This is a genomic window from Neisseria flavescens, assembly GCF_001618065.1.
GTDB lineage: Bacteria > Pseudomonadota > Gammaproteobacteria > Burkholderiales > Neisseriaceae > Neisseria > Neisseria flavescens_A.
Window position 1 is genome coordinate 88,834 of sequence record NZ_LAEI01000041.1, and the last position, 24,265, is coordinate 113,098.

Annotated in this window: 14 protein-coding genes and 3 pseudogenes; 10 read left to right on the forward strand and 7 right to left on the reverse strand. The window is 49.8% G+C overall.

From position 1 onward, the window contains the following. Window positions 1–69 precede the first annotated feature (69 nt). Window positions 70–783 (reverse strand): phosphoglycolate phosphatase, encoded by a 714-nt coding sequence (locus TW89_RS05810; protein WP_128580833.1) that lies wholly within the window; start codon window positions 781–783, stop codon window positions 70–72. A gap of 421 nt (window positions 784–1,204) precedes the next feature. On the opposite strand from TW89_RS05810, the gene TW89_RS05815 reads away from it, so the two are divergent. The 4 genes from TW89_RS05815 to TW89_RS05830 all read left to right on the forward strand — a co-directional run bounded on the left by TW89_RS05815 (window position 1,205) and on the right by TW89_RS05830 (window position 4,866). Beyond that, a complete protein-coding gene (locus TW89_RS05815) occupies window positions 1,205–2,470 on the forward strand; it encodes a Glu/Leu/Phe/Val family dehydrogenase (RefSeq protein ID WP_049344050.1) in 1,266 nt (421 codons plus the stop codon). Between the two features lie 159 nt (window positions 2,471–2,629). Beyond that, window positions 2,630–3,445, forward strand: a complete 816-nt coding sequence (locus TW89_RS05820) for an FKBP-type peptidyl-prolyl cis-trans isomerase (RefSeq protein ID WP_070607922.1) — start codon at window positions 2,630–2,632, stop codon at window positions 3,443–3,445. A 96-nt stretch (window positions 3,446–3,541) separates the two neighbouring features. Next, window positions 3,542–4,168: a phosphoribosylglycinamide formyltransferase gene (purN, locus tag TW89_RS05825; RefSeq protein ID WP_049344053.1), complete on the forward strand. Its 627-nt coding sequence runs from the start codon at window positions 3,542–3,544 to the stop codon at window positions 4,166–4,168. A gap of 29 nt (window positions 4,169–4,197) precedes the next feature. Beyond that, window positions 4,198–4,866: a membrane protein gene (locus TW89_RS05830; protein WP_003682278.1), complete on the forward strand. Its 669-nt coding sequence runs from the start codon at window positions 4,198–4,200 to the stop codon at window positions 4,864–4,866. A 57-nt stretch (window positions 4,867–4,923) separates the two neighbouring features. Here TW89_RS05830 and TW89_RS05835 read toward each other — a convergent pair whose 3' ends face one another. Beyond that, window positions 4,924–6,417, reverse strand: coding sequence for an Rne/Rng family ribonuclease (locus TW89_RS05835; protein WP_107858142.1), 1,494 nt, complete (start codon window positions 6,415–6,417; stop codon window positions 4,924–4,926). A gap of 239 nt (window positions 6,418–6,656) precedes the next feature. On the opposite strand from TW89_RS05835, the gene grxC reads away from it, so the two are divergent. The 4 genes from grxC to recG all read left to right on the forward strand — a co-directional run bounded on the left by grxC (window position 6,657) and on the right by recG (window position 12,965). Beyond that, entirely contained in the window at window positions 6,657–6,914 is a 258-nt protein-coding gene (grxC, locus tag TW89_RS05840) for a glutaredoxin 3 (RefSeq protein WP_003684090.1), read from the forward strand. Between the two features lie 21 nt (window positions 6,915–6,935). After that, window positions 6,936–7,370: a protein-export chaperone SecB gene (secB, locus tag TW89_RS05845; RefSeq protein ID WP_070461399.1), complete on the forward strand. Its 435-nt coding sequence runs from the start codon at window positions 6,936–6,938 to the stop codon at window positions 7,368–7,370. A gap of 262 nt (window positions 7,371–7,632) precedes the next feature. After that, entirely contained in the window at window positions 7,633–10,677 is a 3,045-nt protein-coding gene (locus TW89_RS05850; RefSeq protein WP_128580915.1) for a TonB-dependent siderophore receptor, read from the forward strand. 248 nt (window positions 10,678–10,925) lie between these two features. After that, on the forward strand, window positions 10,926–12,965 hold the full coding sequence (gene recG / locus TW89_RS05855; RefSeq protein ID WP_128580834.1) for an ATP-dependent DNA helicase RecG: 2,040 nt from the start codon (window positions 10,926–10,928) through the stop codon (window positions 12,963–12,965). Window positions 12,966–13,033: 68 nt separating this feature from the next. Here recG and gdhA read toward each other — a convergent pair. After that, window positions 13,034–14,369: pseudogene (gdhA, locus tag TW89_RS12030) on the reverse strand (NADP-specific glutamate dehydrogenase). Window positions 14,370–14,783: 414 nt separating this feature from the next. Between gdhA and TW89_RS05865 the strand changes: the two are divergent. After that, window positions 14,784–15,578 carry a thymidylate synthase gene (locus TW89_RS05865; RefSeq protein ID WP_128580835.1) on the forward strand — a complete coding sequence of 265 codons (795 nt, stop codon included), beginning with the start codon at window positions 14,784–14,786 and terminating at the stop codon, window positions 15,576–15,578. 59 nt (window positions 15,579–15,637) lie between these two features. On the opposite strand, the pseudogene TW89_RS12275 reads toward TW89_RS05865, so the two are convergent. Further along, a pseudogene (locus tag TW89_RS12275) lies at window positions 15,638–17,073 on the reverse strand (transferrin-binding protein-like solute binding protein). Between the two features lie 358 nt (window positions 17,074–17,431). On the opposite strand from TW89_RS12275, the pseudogene smc reads away from it, so the two are divergent. Continuing rightward, window positions 17,432–20,916, forward strand: a pseudogene (smc, locus tag TW89_RS05875) (chromosome segregation protein SMC). Window positions 20,917–21,009: 93 nt separating this feature from the next. Here the strand turns inward: smc and TW89_RS05880 are convergent. The 3 genes from TW89_RS05880 to pmbA all read right to left on the reverse strand — a co-directional run bounded on the left by TW89_RS05880 (window position 21,010) and on the right by pmbA (window position 24,261). Next, window positions 21,010–21,519, reverse strand: coding sequence for a cold-shock protein (locus tag TW89_RS05880; protein WP_128580836.1), 510 nt, complete (start codon window positions 21,517–21,519; stop codon window positions 21,010–21,012). Between the two features lie 153 nt (window positions 21,520–21,672). Then, window positions 21,673–22,842, reverse strand: a complete 1,170-nt coding sequence (locus tag TW89_RS05885) for a glycosyltransferase (RefSeq protein WP_128580837.1) — start codon at window positions 22,840–22,842, stop codon at window positions 21,673–21,675. An 87-nt stretch (window positions 22,843–22,929) separates the two neighbouring features. Further along, window positions 22,930–24,261, reverse strand: a complete 1,332-nt coding sequence (pmbA, locus tag TW89_RS05890) for a metalloprotease PmbA (RefSeq protein ID WP_128580838.1) — start codon at window positions 24,259–24,261, stop codon at window positions 22,930–22,932. Window positions 24,262–24,265: the final 4 nt, after the last annotated feature.

Consider the following 24,265-nt stretch of genomic DNA (forward strand, 5'->3'; position numbering starts at 1 on the left):
ATTGAATTACATTTCAGACGGCCTGATTAGGTGAAAGAACCGAAAAGGCCGTCTGAAAATAAAGCCGAATTATTCTTCGTCTTTGTTTTTTTGCGGTTGCAGATTTTCGTAGATTTCAGGCAGGGCGCGAATCAACAAATCAGGTTTGGTCGCTTTGTCTTGCGAGAGCAAGGTCATGTCGCCGTAGCCGAATGTTACGCCGACGCTGAAACAACCGGCTGCTTTGGCGGCAATAATGTCATTTTTGGAGTCGCCCACCATCAGCATATTGGCAACGTCGATGCCCAAAACTTCGGCAGCATGTTGAAGCGGCAATGGGCTGGGTTTTTTCTCAGTCAGGCTGTCGCCGCCGAGAACCAGGCTGAAATAGTCGTCGAGATTGAGCTGTTTCAGCAACTCAGCAGCCAGAATTTCATTTTTGTTAGTAATGACAACCAATGGAATACCCAAGGACTTCAGCAGGCCGAGACCGGCTTCAGTTTCAGGGTAGGGGCGGGTAAAGTCACTCAAGTGCTCGCGATAATATTTCATAAAGAACACAAAACCTTTTTCCCAGATTTCAGGATCGGCTTCTTTTTCACGATCATTGGTAATGACGCGATGAACCAACTTGCTGATGCCGTCGCCGACATAACTTTCAACCATTTGGGTGGGCAAAACAGGTAAACCCAAGTGCGCACACATGGCTTGGGCTGCTGCGGCCAAATCGGGAACGGAATCACATAAGGTACCGTCTAAATCAAAGGCAACGGCTTGAACGTGTTCTAAAGCAGCAGTGGTCATTGAGTAGCTTTCTGTCATATTATTTAAGCGGTTATTTTAACATTGTTTGCCTGATTTGCCGATGTTTTGCTGATTCTTTAAAGGGATATTTGTTTAAATTGTTAACAATTTTTGCTGGTGTACGTCTGTCCGTCTGTTGGTAATGTGGAAGGGATTTTGTCAACAAAAAGGGCGGTTTGGTAGGCATTAAAAAACAAAGGGTTTGTGTGTTTTTTTGAATGGTTTGATGAGCATTTATACTAGGCCGTCTGAAAATTTTTTGGTCGGCATGCCGATATTTTCAGACGGCCTCAAACTAAATTTATATATAAATGAATGGATTTGCTTTTTATCGACTACATGCTATTACATTTTTTTCTGTTTTTGTATATAGTAACAAGTATGGCTCTCGTCTAATCATGTGTATGAAAAGGAAAAATACATGTCCGCATCTGCTGTTAAAGAAACACTGAATCCGTTTGAAATTGCACAAAAACAAGTAAAAATTGCCTGCGATCGCCTGAATGCCGACCCGGCAGTATTTGAAATCTTGAAAAAGCCGCAACGTGTTTTGGAAGTCAACTTTCCTGTAAAACTCGACAACGGCACAGTAGAAAACTTCACCGGCTACCGTTCACAACACAATAATGCCGTCGGCCCTTACAAAGGCGGCGTGCGTTTCCATCCTCATGTGAATATGGACGAGGTTAAAGCCCTGTCTATCTGGATGACCATCAAATGCTGCGTGGCCGGTATTCCTTACGGCGGCGGTAAAGGCGGTATTACTTTGGATCCGCGTAACTATTCCGAAGCGGAATTGGAACGCATCGCCCGCGCTTATTCCGAAGCTATTTCTCCGCTGATCGGTGAGAAAATTGATATTCCTGCACCTGATGTGAACACCAATGGCAAAATCATGTCTTGGATGGTTGATGCCTATGAAAACGTCGTGAAACATTCTGCACCGGGCGTATTCACCGGTAAACCAGTTGAGTTTGGTGGCTCCTTGGCGCGTACCGAAGCCACCGGTTACGGCGTAAACTTCGCCGCTGTCCAAGCTTTGGAAAAACTGGGCAAAGACGTGAAGGGTGCTACTTACGCTATTCAAGGTTTCGGTAATGTGGGCTACCACACCGGTTACTATGCACACAAAGCCGGTGCGAAAATCGTTGCTGTTTCTACCGTTGACGTTGCCATTTACAACGAAAACGGCTTGGATATGGAAGCAATCATCAAAGAATTCCAAACCAAAGGTTTCATCACCAACGAAGCCGGCTACGGTAAAGAAATCAGCAATGCCGAACTTTTGGCTTTGGATGTGGACGTCCTCGCTCCTTGCGCACTGGAAAACCAACTGACTTCTGAAAATGCCGGTAAAGTCCGCGCGAAAATCGTGGTTGAAGGTGCAAACGGTCCGACTACTCCTGAAGCTGACGTTATCCTGCGTCAAAACGGCGTATTGGTTGTTCCTGATATTTTGGCAAACTGCGGTGGCGTGGTGGTATCCTATTTTGAATGGGTACAAAACCTGCAAGGCTACTACTGGGAGTTTGACGAAGTTCAAGAGAAAGAAACCGTGGTTCTGCGCCGTGCGTTCCGCGATATTTGGAACTTGGCTCAAGAATACGATGTCGACCTGCGTACCGCTTCTTACATGATGAGTATCCGTCGTGTTGAAAAGGCAATGAAACTGCGCGGCTGGTATTAATCGTTTGACCAATAGCTAAGAGTAGGCCGTCTGAAACCTGTTTTCAGACGGCCTTGATGTTTTTGATAAGAGCCTTTACAAATTTTAATCCACCTTGATTCCATTTCAATCAAACTCAGCTATAATCCCCTTTTTGACCTTTCCGGAAAAGACATAATCATGAACAAAACTTTCAAATTCAGCGCATTGGCTTTGTCTGCTTTGTTAGCACTGACTGCTTGCAACCAAAAAGACACTGCCGCTAAAGACGCTCCTGCTGCTTCCGCAGCTTCAAATGCGACTGCAGATGCTTCTGCCATCGGTTCTACTGCCCAACAAGCCAGCTACGCAATGGGTGTGGACATCGGCCGTTCATTGAAACAAATGAAAGACCAAGGCACAGAAATCGATTTGAAAGTCTTCACCGAAGCCATGGAAGCCATGTTTGAAGGCAAAGAAGTCAAAATGACTGAAGCCCAAGCTCAGGAAGTGATGATGAAATTCCTGCAAGAGCAACAAGAAAAAGCTACTGCCAAACGTGCTGAAGATGCCAAAGTAAACTTGGAAAAAGGCGAAGCGTTCTTGAAAGAAAACGCGACTAAAGAAGGCGTGAAAACTAGCGCTTCCGGTCTGCAATACAAAATTACCAAAGAAGGCGAAGGTAAAAAACCGACTAAAGACGATATGGTTACCGTTGAATATGAAGGCCGTCTGATTGATGGTACCGTATTTGACAGCAGCAAAGCCAACGGTGGCCCAGTAAGCTTCCCTGTAAGCCAAGTGATTCCAGGTTGGACTGAAGGTATCCAACTCTTGAAAGAAGGCGGCGAAGCAACATTCTACATCCCGGCCAAACTGGCTTACCGCGAAGTTGGCGCCGGCGATAAAATCGGCCCGAACGCTACTTTGGTATTCGACGTGAAACTGGTTAAAGTCGGCGCGCCTGATGCTGCCGCACAACAACCAGTACAAGTTGACGTACAAAAAGTTCAATAATCCGAATCAAGGCTTACGCCCTTAAACAACGGATAAAAGGCCGTCTGAAAAATTCCGTTTCAGACGGCCTTTGTTCCAAACAAACAAGGAATTATGATGAAAAATATCGTCATCCTTATTTCCGGACGCGGTAGTAATATGCAGGCGATTGTGAATGCCGACATTCCCGATGCCAACATTGCAGCCGTATTGAGCAACAGCGAGACCGCTGCCGGATTGGCATGGGCGGCAGAGCGCGGTATTGCCACTGACAGTTTGAACCATAAAAACTTCGACTCGCGTCTGGCATTTGATCAGGCCATGATGGAAAAAATCGATGCCTATCAGCCCGATTTGGTTGTATTGGCGGGCTTTATGCGCATTTTGACTCCGGAATTCTGCGCACATTATGAAAACCGCCTGATCAATATCCATCCGTCCATCCTGCCCTCTTTTACCGGTTTGCATACCCACGAACGCGCATTGGAAGCAGGTTGCCGAGTGGCAGGCTGCACCATCCACTTCGTGACGCCCGAGCTGGATTGTGGACCGATTATTTCACAAGGCATTGTTCCTATTTTGGACGGCGATACCGCTGACGACGTTGCCGCACGCGTGCTGACGGTTGAACACCAGCTTTTCCCACAAGCCGTTGCTGATTTCGTTGCAGGCCGTCTGAAAATCGAAGGCAACCGCGTTTTGAATGCACAACGCAATGCCGCCGGTCAAAGCCTGTTGGCTTAATAAAACACGATACACACAAGGAAAACATCATGAATCCGATTAAAACAACCCTGCTGACACTTTCCCTGCTCACTGCCTCCATCGGCGCACAAGCCGCTGAATTGCCGCAATCTGCCGTTTTGCAATACTCAGGCAGCTACGGTATTCCTGCGACCATGACCTTCACCCGCAGCGGCAACCAATACAAAATCGTCTCTACCATCAAAGTACCGCTTTACAATATCCGCTTTGAATCCGGCGGCAGCATCAACGGCACGACCTTGCATCCGTCTTACTACAAAGATGTACGCGGCGGTAAATTGTATGCCGAGGCCAAATTCTCCGGCGGCAACATCACTTACGGTAAAGCAGGTGATTTGAAAACCGAAAAATCCGGCCCTGCCATGGACTTGTTCACTTTGGCATGGCAACTGGCCGCCAATGACGTGCGCCTGCCGTCAGGTTTGAAAATTACCAACGGTAAAAAACTGTACACCGTCGGCAGCATGAACAAAATCGGCAGCGAAAGCTATAAACTGAACGGCGGCACAACGCCTGTAAGCAAATATCGCGTCCGCCGCGGCGACGATACCGTTACTTACTCTTTTGCTTCCGATATCGACAATATCCCTGCGCAAATCAGCTATACCGATGACGGCAAAACCTACAACCTGAAACTGACTTCCGTCAAAATCAACGGTAAAGTAGTGAAACCGTAATCTTTATTTGCTCAAACAAGAAGGCCGTCTGAAAAGTTTTCAGACGGCCTTTTATCTTTATAGCAACACAATATCGTATTGTTCCTGCGTGTAGGCGGTTTCGACTGCCAGCGAAATCGGCTTGCCGATAAAGTCTATCAACATCGCCAGCGATTGCGATTCTTCGTCTAGGAACAAGTCGATGACATTCGGAGCGGCCAAAATGCGGAAGGCTTGGACATCATAGCGGCGCGCTTCGCGGACGATTTCGCGTTGGATTTCGTAGCACACGGTTTGCGGCGTTTTCAGACGGCCCCGGCCTTGGCAGGAAGGGCAGGGTTCGCAGAGGATTTGGCTTAAGTTTTCACGCGAGCGTTTACGGGTCAGTTCGACAAGGCCCAGACTGGTAAAGCCGTTGAGGGTGACGCGGGTGCGGTCGAAACTGAGGGCTTTGGCAAGCTCTTGCAGGACGGCTTCGCGGTGGACTTCCTGCGCCATATCGATGAAGTCGATGATGATGATGCCGCCGAGATTGCGCAGGCGAAGTTCGCGGGCGATGGTGTGGCAGGCTTCGAGGTTGGTGCGGAAGATGGTTTCATCAAAATTGCGCGCGCCGACAAAGCCGCCGGTGTTGACATCGATGGTGGTCATGGCTTCGGTGGACTCGATGATGAGGTAGCTGCCGAAGTTGAGATTGACGCGCGGTTGCAGGGCGCGGGCGATTTCCTGCTCGATGTTGTGGGTTTCAAATAGGGGGCGTTCGCCTTTGAACAGCTCGATTCTGCCTAATGCGCCTTGAACGTATTGTTCGGCAAACTGGGTCATGCGGCGGTGGTTTTCGGTGGAATCAACCAGGATTTTGTGCGTATCGAGGCTGAACATATCGCGCAAAACGCGCAGGCTCAAAGGCAAATCTTGATACAGCAGGGTTTCGGGCGGCTGAATTTTCGCTTGTTTTTGAATGTGTTCCCATACTTTGGTCAGATAGTTGATGTCTGATTGCAGTTGGTCATCGGAAGCGTTTTCGGCGTTGGTACGGATGATGTAGCCGTGGCAGGCATTTTCGGGCAGCAGGTTGTTGAGGCGCTCCCTCAAACTGCTGCGTTCGGCATCATCCTCGATGCGTTGGGAAATGCCGATGTGGTCTTCTTGCGGAAGATGGACGAGGAAACGGCCGGCCAGTGAGATTTGGGTGGACAGGCGCGCGCCTTTGGTGTTGATGGGGTCTTTGATGACCTGAACCAAGACGGACTGACCTTCAAAGAGCATGTGTTCGATGCGTTGGGTTTCGTCCGGGTTGCGGCGTTGTTCGAGGACATCGACGATGTGCAGAAACGCGGCGCGTTCCAAACCGATATCGATAAACGCGCTTTGCATGCCGGGAAGGACGCGTTTGACGACGCCCAAATAAATATTGCCGACCAAGCTATGACCGCTGTTGCGCTCGATGTGCAGCTCGCAGATATTGTTCTCTTCCAAAACGGCCACACGCGTTTCTTGCGGCGTAATGTTGACGAGGACGGTTTCGGACGGACGCACGGCGTCCTTTGGGATGGGAATTCCTGAAAGCATGGGGGTACCTGATTTTGAATAGAAAAACTTTTGCGATGTGTCCTTCTCCAAAAAAACAAATGGCAAAAATCATTCTGTGAAAGCGCTTATCATACTTTAATTATGGTTTTCCGTCATCTGCACAAATGTTTATGGCCAAGAGGCCGTCTGAATGTTTTTTACTAACCGTACGGCGGGAACACTTGTAAAATAGCACCTATGCCCATATAGTCATGAACATTGGTATTTTGGAAGAAATCATGCAAACCGTTACTGTTTATACCGGTCCGTATTGTCCGTACTGCACCATGGCGAAAAGGCTGTTGCAGGCGGTGGGCGTGAAAGAAATCAACGAAATCCGCATCGACGGCAATCCGGAAGTTTTTGCCGAAATGCAGCAGCTTTCCGGCCAGCGCAGCGTGCCGCAGATTTTTATCGGCGACACCCATGTCGGTGGCTTTACCGATTTGTACCGCTTGCAGCAGGAAGGCAAGCTGGACGAATTACTGAATCCTTAACCCTTAACTTAGGAAAATAAAATGAGCGAAGAATTGCAACCCGTATTCAGCGTTGAGCGTCTGTATGTAAAAGACTTGTCTTTGGAAGTGCCTCACGCACCACAAATCTTCTTGGAACAAGGCGCGCCTGAAGTGGATATGCGCGTTTCTACCGGCAACACCAAACTGGAAGACGGTTTCTACAGCGTTGACGTTACCGTGACCGTGACTGCCAAACTGAACGAAGAGCGCACCATGTTCTTGAACGAAGTTACCCAAAGCGGCATCTTCCGTTTGGAAAACATTCCTGAGGAAGACGTACAACTGCTGTTGGGCGTTGCTTGTCCGAACATCCTGTTCCCTTACGCACGCGAAGCCATTTCCAACAGCGTAACCCGCGCCGGCTTCCCACCTGTACTGCTTGCTCCGATCAACTTCGAAGCAATCTACCAAGAACAACAGGGAGCTAACGCTTAATCGCGTTATACCTAAATTAAGGCCGTCTGAAACATTGTGTTCAGACGGCCTTTTTTTATCTAAAAATCAGGATATAAGAAAAAATCTATAACAAAAAGTTCATATATTAATGCATCAGGTATATAATGATTCCGCCTATCATTACTATTATATTTTAATTTTATAGATTAAATATCATTTAAAATTAATAAATTATAATTTTTATCAAGTAGGTAAGTAGATTCTATTAATTAAGGAAATAGTTGTGAAACCTGATTTTCAAATGAAAACAATTTGTTTGTTATTAGTACTGCCTTGCCAAACCGTTTTTGCAGATACAGGACATCAAGAAGTTGAACATGTAGATATGGATACGGTCAAGGTCAGTGGCAAACGGCAGGCACAAAGGAATACCGAGCGCAGTCAGTCTTATACAATCGGAACGATGGCAACGGCGACTGGGTTGCGTATTTCAGGCAAGGATACGCCGCAGTCGGTGAGCGTAATGACGCGTCGGCAGCTAGATGATAAAGCAATATATTCTTTAGAAGATGCAATGAAAAACACTACGGGAATCAACGTGGTTCGGGATTCGGGCCTACAAACTCGTTTTTTGTCTCGTGGTTTCTATGTTGATCAGATTGGTGAAGACGGTATTACCACTAATGTGTCTGGACGTTCGGGTTATACGGCAAAAATTGATGTCTCACCCAGTACAGACCTTGCTGTTTATGATCACATTGAGGTTGTCAGAGGTGCAACCGGTCTTACTCAGTCCAATTCTGAACCGGGTGGAACCATTAATTTAATCCGTAAGCGGCCAACAGCCCTGTTTAAGCATACAGGTGAAATCAGCACTGACCATAGGGGCAGCAAGCGTTTGGCTTTGGATGTATCTGGAAGCTTGAATAATGAACATACGGTACGCGGTAGGCTGGTCGGTGTTCATGAGGATCACCGTTCTTTTAAAGAGGGTGTATGGAACAAGAAAGACATGGTTTATGGTGTGATTGATACGGATTTGAGTGATAACAGTATGCTGACTTTGGGTGGTACTTATCAGAAAAATAAAGATATTCCCGATTTTGCCGGCGTGATTTTACCTTGTGAGGATCAAAAAACTGCGGCCTTCAGCTCCAGTCCTGCCTGTAACAATCCTTTGAAATTGCCACGTAATACTTATTTGGGTGAAACCTCATGGTCACGCCTGAATGCTGATAAATACAATATTTTTTCCGGTTTCAAACATGTCTTTGACAATGGATGGCAACTCAATGCCGAAATTTCTTATACGCATAATGATTCAGATGCCAAAGTCGGACAATTTTTTCTGAAAAACGAACACGCGGCAGGTATTTCAGCATCTGCGGCAACGGGTTTCCTAACTGAAAAGGGAGAGGTTATCCCTTTTGAGCCTAAAGACAAGGCGTTGGCAAAATTAAAAGAATATCGTGATGGCGTCACGAAAACATATGAAGAGAAAAAAGCAGATTACGTTGCCCATCACTTCGATGCATCTGCTTTTGAACAATATCGCTCCCAAAGGGCGGCAGCACGTCGGGCAGGTTTTGATCAATGTATGCAGGACATTGGTTTGGATTTCCTGTGCAACGACTGGCAGGATCCTGGTGTAGAAGTAGATAAAAAAGAGTTTGTTGATAAGGAGCTTGCAAAGCAAGGCATTATTAACAATGCAGAAGGTTTGTTTCCCAACCGTCTATACGACTCAGCATACAATCTTCGCCACACATACAACCGCCGTTACAATTTCATGCCGTTGCACTATACCAAACACGATGTGCAATGGGGCTTTAAGTTGGATCTGACAGGTAACTACCGCCTGCTTGGGCGTGAACATGATTTCTTTGTCGGCTATGCGTATAACAATGAAAAAATTCGTTCTGCTTATACAGAAATCTATCAAAACCGTTATTTTGTCCGTCCTCAAGGTTATGCAGGTGCAGGCAGTTGCGGCATTCATCCCGATGGTCCGGAGCGTAATCCTTTAGAAAAAGGCATTGTCGAACCAGATTGGCATATTTATAACGAAAAAGGTAATAACAAAATCTATGTGCCGGAATGCAGTGGCGCGCATGTTACAAAATATACTCCCCGTTTGGATGCTGAGGGCAAGCCTGTCTGGACAGTCAACGACAATGGTGAGCGCGTAATGGTGCAAGATCCTGTTTACGAATTGGATGCAAATGGAAACAAAATACAGGAGCGGGATGAAGAGGGAAATTTGAAATGGGCAAACCAATATCTGAAAACGCCGCTGTGGAAAACTGTTCAGGTTGCAGATGATCATGTTCCGGCGTTATACAATTATTCGAAATACCTTAACACGAATAAAACACATTCTTTGACTTTCAGCACCCGCTTTAATGCAACCAACCGTCTGCATCTCTTGGGTGGTCTGCACTATACGCGTTATGAAACCACACAAGCCAAAGAAATGCCTGTACGCTACGGCCAGCCTGCTACGGCATTCCAAACTGAGAGCAGTAACAAAATCGACAAAGAGCATTACACCTCAAAAATGCAAAGCCATAGGTTTACGCCATATGCCGGCATTACCTACGACCTGACACCGCAACAAAGCTTGTATGCCAGCTATACTAAGATTTTTAAACAACAGGATAACGTTGATGTAACCAGTAAATCCGTTCTTCCACCACTCATTGGGACTAACTATGAAATAGGTTGGAAAGGGTCGTTCTTGCAAGGCCGTCTGAATGCTTCGCTTGCCTTGTTTGTCTTACAGCAGAAAAACCGTACCGTTGTCGATTTCGGATTTGTTCCCGATACTAGTCGTAACGGAGGTTCATTCCAAACCATCGCCAAACCTGTGGGTAAGGTTAAGAGCAGTGGTGCAGAACTTGAATTGGCTGGCGAATTGTCGGAAAACTGGCGTATTTTTGTTGGCTACACATATAACAAAAGTAAGTATAAAAATGCTGCAGAAGTCAATGCTGAGCGGTTGGAGAAAAACACGACTGCCGACCCGTATAACTTCAGTAACTTCACGCCGGTACATATGTTCCGCCTCGGTACAAGCTACCGCTTGCCTCAAACTAAATTGACCTTGGGTGGCGGCATATCCGCACAAAGTCGCACAAGTAGCCTTTACAATATTCGTCAAGGAGGTTACGGACTTATAGATGGTTTTGTTCAATATGACTTTCACAAACACGGCAGAATCAGCCTGATAGGAACTAACCTGGCTGACAGGACGTATTTTGAAAACAACTACAACCGTACGCGAGGTCAAAACAATTTCTATGGCGAACCGCGGACAGTCAAATTGAAATTGGATTGGCATTTTTAGGAGAATGGATAATGATTGGGTATGTAAACATTATTGGCCAAATTCCTGATAAAAGTATGGATTGAACATCCTTCTTTTTTGAAAGCTGTTTTCTAACAATGGCTGAAGTTGATTCGATAGCCGGCGTATTTTCAAATATTCATTTGTTTCAAGTATTCAGCTTTGAAGGCCGTCTGAAACATTGCGTTCAGACGGCCTTTTTGTTTTCGGATAAAATACAGCAAACTTTAAATCAGCTTCCTTTTAAGATGACGCCAGAAACCCAAAAACAGCTCAAAATTACCGATGTTTCCGCCAAGAAGCTTGAAAAGCTCAACCTCAATACCGCATGGGATTTGGTGTTGCACCTGCCGTTGCGTTATGAGGACGAGACGCACATCATGCCGATTAAGGATGCGCCGATCGGCGTGCCGTGTCAGGTTGAGGGCGAGGTCATCCATCAGGAAGTAACTTTTAAGCCACGCAAACAGCTGATTGTTCAAATTGCCGACGGTTCCGGCAGCGTTCTTTTTCTGCGCTTCATCCACTTTTACACCAGCAACCAGAAACAGATGGCGGTCGGTAAGCGCATCCGCGCTGTGGGCGAAATCAAACACGGGTTTCATGGCGACGAGATGATTCACCCTAAAATCCGTGATGCCGAGAGCAGCGGTTTGGCAGAAAGCCTCACGCCGATTTATCCGACCGTAAACGGTTTAAACCAACCTACTCTGCGCCGTATTATTCAGACGGCCTTGGACGTTACGCCGTTGCACGACACCTTGCCTGATGCTTTATTAGGCCGTCTGAAACTGCCACACCTCGCCGAAAGTCTGCGCCTTTTGCATTCTCCGCCGCCGAGTTTCACCATTCATCAACTTTCAGACGGCACGCTGCCTGCATGGCAACGGCTCAAATTTGACGAACTTTTGGCGCAACAGTTGTCCATGCGGCTGGCGCGTCAGAAGCGCGTCAGCGGCTCGGCCACGGCATTGGGCGGCGACGGTACATTGACTCAAGCCCTGCGCCATGCCTTGCCTTTTGCCCTGACCGATGCACAAGAAAAAGTCGTATCAGAAATCTGCCGCGATATGGCGCAAACCCACCCCATGCACCGCCTGCTGCAAGGCGATGTCGGCAGCGGTAAAACCATTGTCGCCGCCTTGTCTGCTTTGACAGCTATCGAATCTGGTGCGCAGGTGGCTGTAATGGCGCCGACCGAAATCCTTGCCGAACAGCACTTCATCAAGTTCAAACAATGGCTTGAGCCTTTAGGACTCGAAGTCGTCTGGCTCTCAGGCAGCCAGCGCAAAAAAGCCAAAGACGAAGCCAAAGCCAAACTGGCTGACGGCTCTGTCAAAATTGCCGTTGGTACGCACGCTCTGTTTTCAGACGACGTCGAGTTTCAAAATCTGGGCTTGGTGATTGTGGATGAACAACACCGTTTCGGCGTCGCCCAACGCCTCGCCCTCAAAAACAAAGGGCGCGACGTACACCAACTGATGATGTCCGCTACGCCCATCCCACGCACGCTCGCCATGAGTTTCTTTGCCGACTTGGACGTGTCCGTCATCGACGAATTGCCGCCCGGACGTACGCCGATTAAAACCCGCCTCGTCAACAACGTCCGCCGCGCCGAAGTCGAAGGTTTCGTCCTTAATATTTGTCGCAAAGGGCAGCAGGCATACTGGGTTTGTCCGTTGATTGAAGAGAGCGAAACCTTGCAACTGCAAACCGCCACCGAAACCCTCGAGCAGCTTCAGACGGCCTTACCCGAACTTAGCATCGGCTTGGTACACGGGCGCATGAAAGCCGCCGAAAAAGCCGAAGTCATGGCGGAATTTGCCGCAGGCCGTCTGAACGTCTTGGTTGCCACCACCGTCATCGAAGTCGGCGTAGATGTGCCCAATGCCGCCTTGATGGTCATCGAACACGCCGAGCGCATGGGCTTGGCGCAGCTGCACCAATTACGCGGTCGGGTAGGGCGCGGCGCGGCAGAAAGCGTGTGCGTCCTCCTGTTTGCGGAGCCCTTGAGCGAACTCGCCAAAGCGCGGTTGAAAGTCATCTACGAACACACCGACGGCTTTGAAATCGCCCGCCAAGACCTCAACATCCGCGGCCCCGGCGAATTTCTCGGCGCGCGTCAAAGCGGCGTTCCCATGCTGCGTTTCGCCAACCTCGAAGAAGACTTACACCTTTTAGAACAAGCGCGCGAAATCGCCCCGATGCTGATTGAACAAAACCCCGAAATCGTCGAAGCGCATTTGGCAAGATGGCTTTCCAGCAGGGAAGGCTATTTGGGCGTATAAGGTTTGCTTTAAAAGAAAAAGGCCGTCTGAAATATTTCAGACGGCCTTTGATTTGGCTGGATAGTGGTTTAGAAACCTTGCGCCAACATGGCGTCGGCAACTTTGACGAAACCGGCGATGTTCGCACCATTGACGTAGTTCACTTTGTCGCCGATTTTGCCGTATTTCAGGCAAGATTCGTGGATGTTGTGCATGATGTCAAACAGGCGGCTGTCCACTTCTTCGCGTGTCCAAGACAGGCGGATGGCGTTTTGACTCATTTCCAAACCTGAAGTCGCTACGCCGCCGGCGTTGGAGGCTTTACCCGGAGCGTAGAGGATGCCGGCTTTGACGAATTGTTCGACTGCGCCCAAAGTTGACGGCATGTTCGCACCTTCGGCAACCACATAGCAACCGTTGGCCAGCAGGATTTTGGCGGCGTCTGCGTCCAATTCGTTTTGGGTGGCGCAAGGAAGGGCAATTTCGGCAGCGATGTTCCACGGTTTTTGGTTTTCAAAGTATTGCAGGCCTTGTTCTTTGGCGTAAGTGGCCACGCGTTCGCGGCGTACTTCTTTCAGCTCGATCAAAGCGGCCAGTTGCGCTTCGGTCATACCGCTGTCAGGGAAGAGGACAAAACCGTTGGAGTCGGAAACGGTCAATACTTTTGCACCCAGTTGGATGGCTTTTTCGGCAGCGTATTGCGCCACGTTGCCGGAGCCGGAAATCAATACGCGTTTGCCTTCGATGCTGTCGTTGCGGGTTTCCAACATGGCTTGGGCAAAATACACGCAGCCGTAGCCGGTGGCTTCAGGGCGAATCAGGCTGCCGCCCCATTCGAGGCCTTTGCCAGTCAGGACGGAAGCAAATTCGTTGCGGATTTTTTTTATATTGGCCGAACAGATAGCCGATTTCGCGGCCGCCTACGCCGATGTCGCCGGCAGGGACGTCGGTGTCGGCGCCGATGTGGCGGTAGAGTTCGGTCATAAAGGCTTGGCAGAAGCGCATTACTTCGGCATCGGATTTGCCTTTAGGATCAAAGTCGGAACCGCCTTTGCCACCGCCCATAGGCAGGGTGGTCAGCGCGTTTTTGAAGACTTGTTCAAAAGCGAGGAATTTCAACACGCCCAAATCGACGGTAGGGTGGAAACGCAAACCGCCTTTGTAAGGGCCGATGGCGGAGCTCATTTGAATGCGGTAGCCGCGGTTGACTTGAACTTGGCCTTTGTCGTCCATCCAAGTGACGCGGAACATAATCACACGCTCCGGTTCAACAATACGCTCAAGTATGCTTTGTTGGGTGTATTTCAGGTTTTTCGCCAAAAACGGATCCAAACTCATGAACACTTCTTCAACGGCTTGATGGAAGGGTTCTTGGTTGGGATTGCGTTGTTTGAGATTGGTAAATAGAGTGTTCAGGTCGGTCATTTTTCTACTCCTATTGAGTGAGATATTTCAATATTTATGTTTTGAAATATAGCCGTAAAAATTTTACTTGCCAAGAAAAATTTTACCTAGATTGTTGACATTATTTTTTTACCAATTTGTAAAAATGGAATTATATTTTAAATTTAATTAAAAATATTTAAAAATATTTTATAAAATAGATTTTTATAAAAATAAAATGCTGAGTAATTAAACTAGAAAATATTGAAAATTTTTTTGTAAAAATTTAATTCAGCTCAAAAATTTGTGTAAATTAGCGCTAAATTGTCAACATTGTTAATGAGTGTATTACGCGAATATGGGGAAGGTCGCCCCATTGAAGACAGAGAGGCAGGCCGTCTGAAAATTCGGTACAATACACACGAAATTCCCACAACACATACATTAAGGAAACACATGAAAGCCTATCACGACCTTATGCGCCATATTCTCGACAATGGTATCGACAAATCCGACCGTACCGGCACCGGCACGCGTTCCGTGTTTGGTTACCAAATGCGTTTTGATTTGAGTGAAGGCTTTCCGCTGTTGACTACCAAAAAATTGCATCTGCGCTCGATTATTCATGAGCTGCTTTGGTTTCTCAAAGGCGATACCAACATCAAATACCTGAAAGACAACAACGTTTCCATTTGGGATGAATGGGCGGATGAAAACGGTGATTTGGGCCCGGTTTACGGCTACCAATGGCGCAGCTGGCCCGCACCCGACGGCCGCCATATCGACCAAATTGCCAATGTGGTGGAACAAATCAAGAAAAATCCCGACTCGCGCCGTCTGATTGTATCGGCATGGAATCCCGCTTTGGTCGACGAAATGGCTTTACCGCCTTGTCACGCGCTGTTTCAGTTTTACGTTGCCAACGGCAAGCTGTCTTGCCAGCTTTACCAACGCAGCGCCGATATCTTCCTTGGCGTACCGTTCAACATCGCCAGCTACGCATTGTTGACCATGATGATGGCGCAAGTGTGCGGACTGGAAGCCGGTGAGTTTATCCATACGTTCGGCGATGCCCATTTGTACAGCAACCATATCGAGCAGGCTCAACTGCAATTAAGCCGCGATTTCCGAAGCCTGCCGACCATGAAAATCAATCCTGAAGTCAAAGATTTGTTTGAATTTAAATTTGAAGACTTTGAATTGGAAGGCTACGATCCGCATCCGCATATCAAAGCAGCCGTATCGGTGTAATCTAAGTTGAAAATAAAAAGGCCGTCTGAAACTTCAGACGGCCTTTTGTTTAGGCAGGTTTATTGACGTTTCGCGCCATAGCCACCGATTAAGTGTTCGGTCGCATCTTTGTTTTTCAAGCCGTAAGTGCCGCCAATTTCTGCAGCATTGGGGCCGTAGAATTTGCCGTTCAGGTTGCCGCTTAACTTGTCATCGGCCGTGCTGACTTTGCCGGAGAAGAGGTTGCCGTCTTTCCAGCTTGCCGTACCTTTGAAATCGTAGTTTTTATCTGCTTTGGATACGCGCTTATCATTTTCCAAAGTATGGAAGTGTGAGTTTGACGTTTCAAAACGGACACCTTTGAGGCCGAAATCAACAATAGCCATGACATTGGAAGTCAACTGACGATTGTTATTGTCGGTAACCACATAGGCAGTGGAAATACCTTTGTAGGTGGCTGTACCTTTAGCAGGCAGGGTCGTGAAGACAGTTTCATCGCCCAAGCTTTGATAGCCTTGATATACATGTCCTTTAGGGTCGGCGTAATGCGCGAAGGTTTGATATGTCCAGCCGGCCGCAGAAGGATCATGCAACACAATTTTGGTGCCGTCATCAAAATTGATGACATAGACACCGTCGAATTGTTTGTCGAATACCAAGCCATCTTGGTCTGGACGGAAATAGGCTAGATTATTGCTAACATTCTCATTAATTTCTGCTAGTTTAGCTCGATTCTCAAGATTTTTAGCGTGTGAAGTCTTTAATTCTTCAATCTTTGTTTTGATCTCCGTTACTTTTTATTGTTAACTGGACCTGCTTCTGGATTTTCTTCTTTTTCAAGCTTTTCTTCTTCAGCCTTTAATTTTTTATAATCTTCAGCAATTTTGTCATCCAAAGTTGATTTGCCGTATGCGAATTCGGTATTTTTCTCTTTGCCCGTTTGTTCGCTGACATCAGTTTGAGTATTGCCTTTTGAATATACTTTGGCAATAACAGAAGCGTAGCTTGTCCATGTAGGTTGGGTTGCGTTGCCATTAGAGGTCTTATTAAATAACACAACGCCGTCCATTTTGACTTCATCATTGCTGTTAAAGTCAATAGAACTGATCAGGCCATTTTGGTTACGGTCTTGATTGTCCGTTTGGAACATTTTGCCTGCGGCATCTCTGCGGATTTGTACGTTGGGGTTGGATTGCTGTGCACCTTTGGAGGAGATGAAATGTGTGTGCAAAGGCTGGCTAACGTTGGCCGGATCGATTGGAGCTTCATCGGTCAGTTCGGCAAGGTTGTCGGCACTGTTGGCGAGCGTAGTAGACGGCGCTTTCGGAGTGTTGGCATTGCTGTTGTTGGCAGAATTGCCATTGTTGCCAGCAGAGTTGCCGGTATTATTGGTAGGAGTCGCGCCGGTGCTTAAAGCAGATGAACCGCCTCCTCCGCCACCACCGCATGCGGACAAGATGGCTGCGCTGATGGCTGTAAAAACGATGGTTTTAAGTTTGGTTTGGATGTTTGACATGAGATTCCCTGTATCGTTATTTGCTTGATGAAAAGGTCGGATAGATCGTTTATCTGATTTTAAACCTTTAATGCCTGATAATAACCATAAATCATAAAAAATAAACAGTTTGTTTGCATTTCTGTACAAAAATTAATCAAAGGGCAGGTGGTTGGGCAGATGTTTTTAGTTAATTGTTTTATATTAATTTATTTTAAATATTTTAGTGAGTTCGATAGCTGGCCTGTTTCTTTTTAACAAACTTTTCAGACGGCCTTTTGAAGATAAAAAAGCCGTCGGACTTTATGGATGCTTTTCTCTCAACGGATAAGCGTATTTCCGTTAAAATACGCCTTCTTTTCCGATTCGAAACATTGCCATGCGTCTTACCCACATCAAACTCTCCGGCTTCAAATCTTTTACCGACCCGACCACGATTCATGTGCCGGGGCAGCTTGTTGCGGTCATCGGGCCGAACGGCTGCGGCAAGTCGAATGTGATTGACGCGGTGCGCTGGGTGTTGGGCGAGGCTTCGGCGAAGCAGCTTCGCGGCGAGAGTATGCAGGACGTGATTTTTAACGGTGCGGCAACGCGCCGTCCTGCGCCGAGGGCTTCGGTGGAGCTGGTGTTTGACAACAGCGACCACAGTTTGCAGGGGGCGTGGGGGCAGTATGCCGAGGTGAGCATCAAGCGGCAGCTGACGCGTCAGGGCGAATCGACTTATTTCATCAACAATCAGACCGTGCGCCGCCGTGACATTACCGATTTGTTCTTGGGTACGGGCGTGGGCGCGCGCGGTTATGCCGTTATCGAGCAGGGGATGATTTCGCGCATCATCGAAGCGCGGCCGGAGGAGTTGCGCGCTTATATCGAGGAGGCGGCGGGTGTGTCCAAATATAAGGAACGCCGCAAGGAGACGGAAGGCCGTCTGAAAGACACGCGCGAGCATTTGCAGCGTTTGGGCGATTTGCAGAACGAATTGGCGCGTCAGGTGGAAAAGCTGGAGAAACAAGCCGAAACTGCCGAACGCTACAAATCCCTGACCGCGCAGTTGAACCAACAACAGGATTTGCTCGATTACGCCCAATGGCAGCAATCGCTTGTTGCCGCTGATAAGGCGACCGCGCAGCATCAGTCTTTGCAGGCGCAGCAGGACGAAACCGCCGCACAGGTTCAGGCGTTAAATGACGAAGTACACGCCTTGCAGACCGCCGAACAGTCGCAGCAGCAGGCGGTACATGAATTGAGCAACAAACGTGGCGTGTTGCGCGAGCAGATTGCCCGTTTGGAAGAACAAATCCGCCATCAACAAAACCTGCACCAACGCATCGAACGCGACAAGCAGGCGGCGCAGGCGCAGTTGCAACGCATCCATCAAGAGCAGCAGCAAATCCGTGTCAAGCTGGAAGAAAACGAGTTGCAGGTCGAAGAAAAGCAAACCGAATTGGCGGAATGGGCGATGCAGGTTGCCGAACATGAAGAGCGTCTGCCAGAATTGGAAGAAGCACAAGCCACGCTCAACGCCGCCTTCCAAACCCAGCAGGACGAGGCAAACCGCATCCGCCGCGAACTGGCGTTGAAACAGCAGCAGCTTGCCCATGCCGAACAAACCGTTGCCAAGCACGAAGAGCGCAAAGGTCGTCTGAAACAGGAAAACCAAGCCCTGAACCTGCCCGACGAAGCGGAAACCGCCGCTGCGCAGGAAGCCGCCGCCTTGTTGCAAAGCCAGCAAGAGCATTACGAAGAACAAATCATTGCCGCCGAAGAAGCCCTACACGCCGCCCGCGAAGCGTTTCAGACGGCCTCAAACCGCTTCCAAAGCCTGAAGCAGCAACACATTACCTTGCAGGCGCAGCAGCAGGCGTTGTCGCAAATCCTGTCGCAACAGCAGGAAGCCGCCGACTTCTGGCAGGCAACCGACCACACCGCCGCGCCGCAACTGTGGCAACACATTACCGCGCCTGCCGAGTGGCAGCACGCCTTGTCCGTCATCCTTGCCGAACGCCTGCACGCCCGCGCCGTGCCGTCTGGCTTTTTTCCGCCCGCGCCATTGCCGCAAGGGCAGGCGGCATGGCTTTCAGACGACCTCTCGGGCGGCATCAAAAAATCCTTGCCCGTACAGGCATTACTGAACCAAATCCAAGCGCAGCCGCCGTTTCAGACGGCATTGCACCACTGGCTCGACGGCGTATTGTGCGCGCCCGATTTGACATACGCCCTCGCGCATCAAAGCGATTTGGGCGCGCATCAAATCTGGCTCACGCCCGAAGGCCATCAGGTCGATAAAGTCAGCGTCCTGCTCTATGCCAAACCCGCGCAGGAAAGTCTGATTGCCCAAAAAGCCCGTCTCGACGGCATCGCGTCCGAACTGGAAAACCTCGCCCCCGAACTCTCCACCGCCGAAGCCGCGTTCAAACAGACGGAGGTTGCCGTGCGCTCGTCTGAAACGCAGCACAAAAACCTGATGCAGCAGCAACAGCAGCACATGCGCCAATACAGCCAAGCGCAGCAACACGCCGCCGAACTTTTGGCGCGCACCAACCAAGGGCAAATCCGCCGCGAACACATCGAGCGCGAACTGGCGCAGTTGGCGGAAGAACAGACCGTGTTGCAACACACGTCCGACGGGCTTTCAGACGACATCGCTACTTTGCAGGAAGCCGCCACCGAACTCGAGCACCAACAGCAAACTACCGCGTACAGCCGCCAAGAGCAGCAAGGCCGTCTGAAACAGGCGCAGCTTGCCCTGTTGGAAGCCAACCGCCAATACGGGCTGGCCGAAGTTGCCGTCCACAAGCTCAACCAGCAAAAACAAACTACCAGCAGCAAATTGCCCGACTCGAACAGCAAACCCTCGACTGGCAGGAACGCCAGCAAGAGCTTGCCCTCGCCTATGAAACCGAGTTTCAAAACGACGAGCAGCACATCAAGCTCGACGAGCTAACCGAAGCCGTACACACGCTGGACGAAGAGTACATCGCCGTGCAGGACAAACTCGCGCAGATTCAGGAACAGGGCAGGGAGCAATACGCCCGCGTACAAGCCCTGCAAACCAAGCTGCCGCAGCTTCAGGCTGCGACCCAAACCGCCCTGTTGCAGCAGCAGGAAGCTCTGATCAACGCCAAACGCTACCATCAAAACCTGACCGAACGCGCCGCCGATTTGGACGCGCTTGAAGCGTTGGCGAAAGAATCGCCGAAAGTATTGAACAGCAGCATCGGCAGCCTCACCCAGCAAATCGAAGCCCTCGGCGCCGTCAACCTCGCCGCCCTGCAAGAACTCGAAGAAGCGCGCGAACGCGACGGCTACTACCGCAGCCAGAGCGAAGACGTGCAGGCAGCCATTACCCTTTTGGAAGAAGCCATCGCCCAAATCGACGACAAAACCAAAGCGCGTTTCAAAGAAACCTTCGACGCCGTCAACGGCAAAGTCCAAACCTTCTTCCCCACCCTGTTCGGCGGTGGCGAAGCCACCCTCAAAATGATAGGCGACGACCTCCTGACCGCCGGCGTGTCCATCATGGCGCGCCCACCCGGCAAGAAAAACAGCACCATCCACCTCCTCTCCGGCGGCGAAAAAGCCCTCACCGCCATGAGCCTCGTGTTCGCCCTGTTCAGCCTCAACCCTGCCCCCTTCTGCCTTCTGGACGAAGTCGACGCCCCGCTGGACGACGCCAACACCTCGCGTTTCTGCAACCTGGTCAAAGAAATGTCGGCGCAAACCCAGTTCCTCTACATCTCCCACAACCGCCTGACCATGGAAATGGCGGAACAGCTGGTCGGCGTAACCATGCAGGAAAAAGGCGTATCGCGCGTCGTTGCAGTGGACATCAAGCAGGCGTTGGAAATGGCGGAGCCGAATTGAGGTAAGAACAAAGGCCGTCTGAAAGAATGAGGAAGAAATCTATAATTTCATCTTCCCATTTTTTCAGACGGCCTTTTTGTATTGGATAAAGCGTTATTCTTTCGACGTATTATCTTTGGCGCGTTGAGGCTGTCCCGAGCGTTGGTTGTTGCCGTTGACGGCATCGCGCCATGCTTTGCGTTCGGCTTCGATTTTGGCGGCTACTTCGTGAACCATGGTTTCTTGTTTTTTGACGGCCGGCTCTTCCGGAGTGTTGTCGGAAAAGTAGAGGCCGTACCACAAGGTGGCGAAAATGCTGCAGACGAAGATAACGGCAATCAGGCCGACGATGGCTTGTTTGCCGGCGAGGGGTTTTTCGGGGGGAGGGACGAGGACATCGAAGCAGTCGGCGCAATCGAGGGCGAAGCAGACATTTTCGGCTTCTTTGCGGCCGCGTCGGCCTTCTGTGATGTTGAAGGAGATGTGCTGCCCTTCGGCCGGAAGGCGAGTAAGGGCGGTGAAGGCGGCAAGGGCAAGAAAGATTTCTTGGCCTGTGTCTTCTATGGTGGCAGCGCCGAAGCCGCGTTTGCTGTTCCAGCGAGTAATCGTTCCGTAATAGCGCATAATATATGTGGGATATTATTGTAGGTAACAATTTTTCCTTTGACTGATTTTAAATCAAAAAGTTTAGTTATTGTCTTAATTTTACACTAGATTTGTCTTATTGGAAGCAGGCAGGCCGTCTGAAGGATTTCAGACGGCCTGTATGGTTTATGCCTACTTATTAAGCACTTTTTGGAAGGTGTCAATCAGGTGTTGCGCAATGGCACGGCTGCCGAATTGTTGCAGGCAATCTTGGCGTAAGCGGACGGGATCGTATTGTGCATGGGTTTCGTAGAGGGTGAGCAATGCTTTGGTCAGTTCCGGTATGTTTTCGATTGGCACCAGCAGGCCGTTGTCGGATGTGACGATGGATTCGGGGCCGCCGCAGCGTGTGGCGATAACGGGCAAACCTTGCGACAGTGCTTCGATATAGACGACGCCGAAGGTCTCGGTACGGCTGGCGAGGACGAATGCGTTGCTGTGGCGCATGAGGTCTAGGGTTTGGTCGGTGGTTAATGCGCCGGTAAAGGTAACGGCGTGATTGATGCCCAAGTCGCTTGCCAGCTGTTTCAGACGGCCTTCTTCTACGCCGCCGCCGCCGATTTTGAGTTTGAGCTGTGGATAAGTTTTGAGTGCTTCGGCAAAAGCAGGCAGGAGCAGGTCGTGGCCTTTGAGGTGGCGCAGATGGGAGACGCTGCAGAAGGTAAAGTCTTGATTGTTTTTTTCGGGGAACTCGAAATCCTGTTCAAAATTGCCGCCCAGCATATTGGGCAGGTATTGCCAGTCTGTACCGGCGTAGGTTTTTTCGAGAATGCGGCAGAAATCACGGCTGACGGCGAACCGTGCCGCGCTGTGGCGCACGGCTTCGTGCATGGACGGCCATTGGTTTTTGCGGATAAGGCCGCGTGAAATGGCGCTGCTGTGTTCGGTAATGACGTAGGGAATGCCGTATTTTTTGAAGATGGCGCAGGCCAAAATGGCGGCATAGTTGACGCAATGGGCGTGAATTACGTCGGGTTTGCCGTTGTCGGCGATATAGGCTTCAAAAGCTTTCATGCCTGCATTGACCCAGCGGATGCGGTCGATGTCGACAACAGGGCAGCGCGGGAAGAAATACATGCTGTCGTAGGCGTAAGTGTTGAGTCCGCCTTGCTGATGGCGGCGCAGGCCGTAGAAGCGTGAGAAGATGGTTTTCGGCTGGCTTCTCAAGTAGCGGAACATGGGAACGACCATGCCGATTTTCATGCCTTCGCGTTGCAGAGCTTGGGCTTGGAGGCGGAAAAAGATTCCGTCCACGTCGGTTTCGGAAGAAGGATACCAAGAGGGGATAACGACAATATGCATGATGTGTTTTTTATGGAAGTAGATAACGGCGAGGCCGTCTGAAAAGAAAAGATATCTTTCAGACGGCCTTTTGTATATTTAGTTCAATCAGTTGCCGGCAACCGTCATTTTAGAAACCAAGATGGAGCCGATTTGATTGGACGAACGGCGTAATGCGTCGTCTGCCACGCCGGTGATGTCGCGGTACATATCCTGCAAACGTCCGGCAATGGTGATTTCCTGAACCGGATAGGCAATGACGCCGTTTTCCACCCAAAAACCGGCCGCGCCGCGCGAGTAGTCGCCGGTAATGCCGTTGACGCCTTGTCCCATCAATTCGGTAACCAGCAAACCTGTTCCCATTTCTTTCAACAGGTCGGCCTGCGTGGCGTGGGTGTGGTTCAGATACAGATTGTGCGCACCGCCGGCGTTGCCCGTTGTCTGCATGCCGAGTTTTTTCGCGCTGTAACTGCTGAGGAAATAGCCTTCGACGATACCGTCTTTCACCACAAAACGCGGCTGCGTGGACACGCCCTCGGCATCGAAATAAGTGCTGCGGAACGAGCGCAGGATATGCGGTTCTTCGCGAAGGCTGAGAAATTCGGGAAGCACCTGTTTGCCGATACTGTCAATCAGGAAGCTGCTTTGGCGGTAGAGCGCGCCGCCGCTGAGTGCGCCGATAAGGTGGCCGATTAAACCGACTGCGACGGTGGTGTCGAACAGTACGGGATAGCTGCCGGTCGGAACGCTGCGGCTGTTCAGACGGCGTAAAGTCCGTTCGGCTGCAGTTTGGCCGATGAGTTCGGGCGCGTCCATGTCTTCGTGACGGCAGGAAGAATCATACCAATAGTCGCGCTGCATGCCGTGTTCGTCGCTGGCGACCACGCTGCAAGAAATGCTGTGGTGCGTACTTTGCTGATGTGCGGCAAAGCCGTGGGTGTTGCCGTAAACATATTGGTAATGGCCGGTATGAACCGATGCGCCTTCGGAATTTTCAATACGTTTGTCCGTTGACAGCGCGGCCTGTTCGCATTGCTTGGCCAAATCGATGGCGGATTCGGTACTCAAATCCCATTCGTGGTAGCGGTCGAGGTCGCCGATATGGGTTGCCATCAAGGCAGCATCGGCAAGACCGGCGCAATCGTCTTCGGCGGTATAGCGTGCAATATCGATGGCGGCTTTGACCGTATCTTGCAGGGCGCGTTCGGAGAAGTCGGCCGTACTGGCGCGGCCTTTGCGTTGGCCGACATAGACCGTAATGTCTAAAGATTTATCTTGTTGGAACTCGATTTGTTCGATTTCGCCCAAGCGTACGCTGACGCTTTGGCCGAGCGACTCGCTGAAATCGGCTTCGGCCGAGGTGGCGCCGGATTGTTTGGCCAAATCCAGCGTGTGTCCGCACAAGCGCAACAGCTCGTCCGGTGTGTGGTTAAACAGCATAAAA

Bases quoted from the DNA above. Each gene is read 5' to 3' on its own strand.
- TW89_RS05810 (WP_128580833.1), bottom strand. From the start codon at position 783: ATGACCACTGCTGCTTTAGAACACGTTCAAGCCGTTGCCTTTGATTTA.
- TW89_RS05815 (WP_049344050.1), top strand. From the start codon at position 1,205: ATGTCCGCATCTGCTGTTAAAGAAACACTGAATCCGTTTGAAATTGCA.
- TW89_RS05820 (WP_070607922.1), top strand. From the start codon at position 2,630: ATGAACAAAACTTTCAAATTCAGCGCATTGGCTTTGTCTGCTTTGTTA.
- purN (WP_049344053.1), top strand. From the start codon at position 3,542: ATGAAAAATATCGTCATCCTTATTTCCGGACGCGGTAGTAATATGCAG.
- TW89_RS05830 (WP_003682278.1), top strand. From the start codon at position 4,198: ATGAATCCGATTAAAACAACCCTGCTGACACTTTCCCTGCTCACTGCC.
- TW89_RS05835 (WP_107858142.1), bottom strand. From the start codon at position 6,417: ATGCTTTCAGGAATTCCCATCCCAAAGGACGCCGTGCGTCCGTCCGAA.
- grxC (WP_003684090.1), top strand. From the start codon at position 6,657: ATGCAAACCGTTACTGTTTATACCGGTCCGTATTGTCCGTACTGCACC.
- secB (WP_070461399.1), top strand. From the start codon at position 6,936: ATGAGCGAAGAATTGCAACCCGTATTCAGCGTTGAGCGTCTGTATGTA.
- TW89_RS05850 (WP_128580915.1), top strand. From the start codon at position 7,633: ATGAAAACAATTTGTTTGTTATTAGTACTGCCTTGCCAAACCGTTTTT.
- recG (WP_128580834.1), top strand. From the start codon at position 10,926: ATGACGCCAGAAACCCAAAAACAGCTCAAAATTACCGATGTTTCCGCC.
- TW89_RS05865 (WP_128580835.1), top strand. From the start codon at position 14,784: ATGAAAGCCTATCACGACCTTATGCGCCATATTCTCGACAATGGTATC.
- TW89_RS05880 (WP_128580836.1), bottom strand. From the start codon at position 21,519: ATGCGCTATTACGGAACGATTACTCGCTGGAACAGCAAACGCGGCTTC.
- TW89_RS05885 (WP_128580837.1), bottom strand. From the start codon at position 22,842: ATGCATATTGTCGTTATCCCCTCTTGGTATCCTTCTTCCGAAACCGAC.
- pmbA (WP_128580838.1), bottom strand. From the start codon at position 24,261: ATGCTGTTTAACCACACACCGGACGAGCTGTTGCGCTTGTGCGGACAC.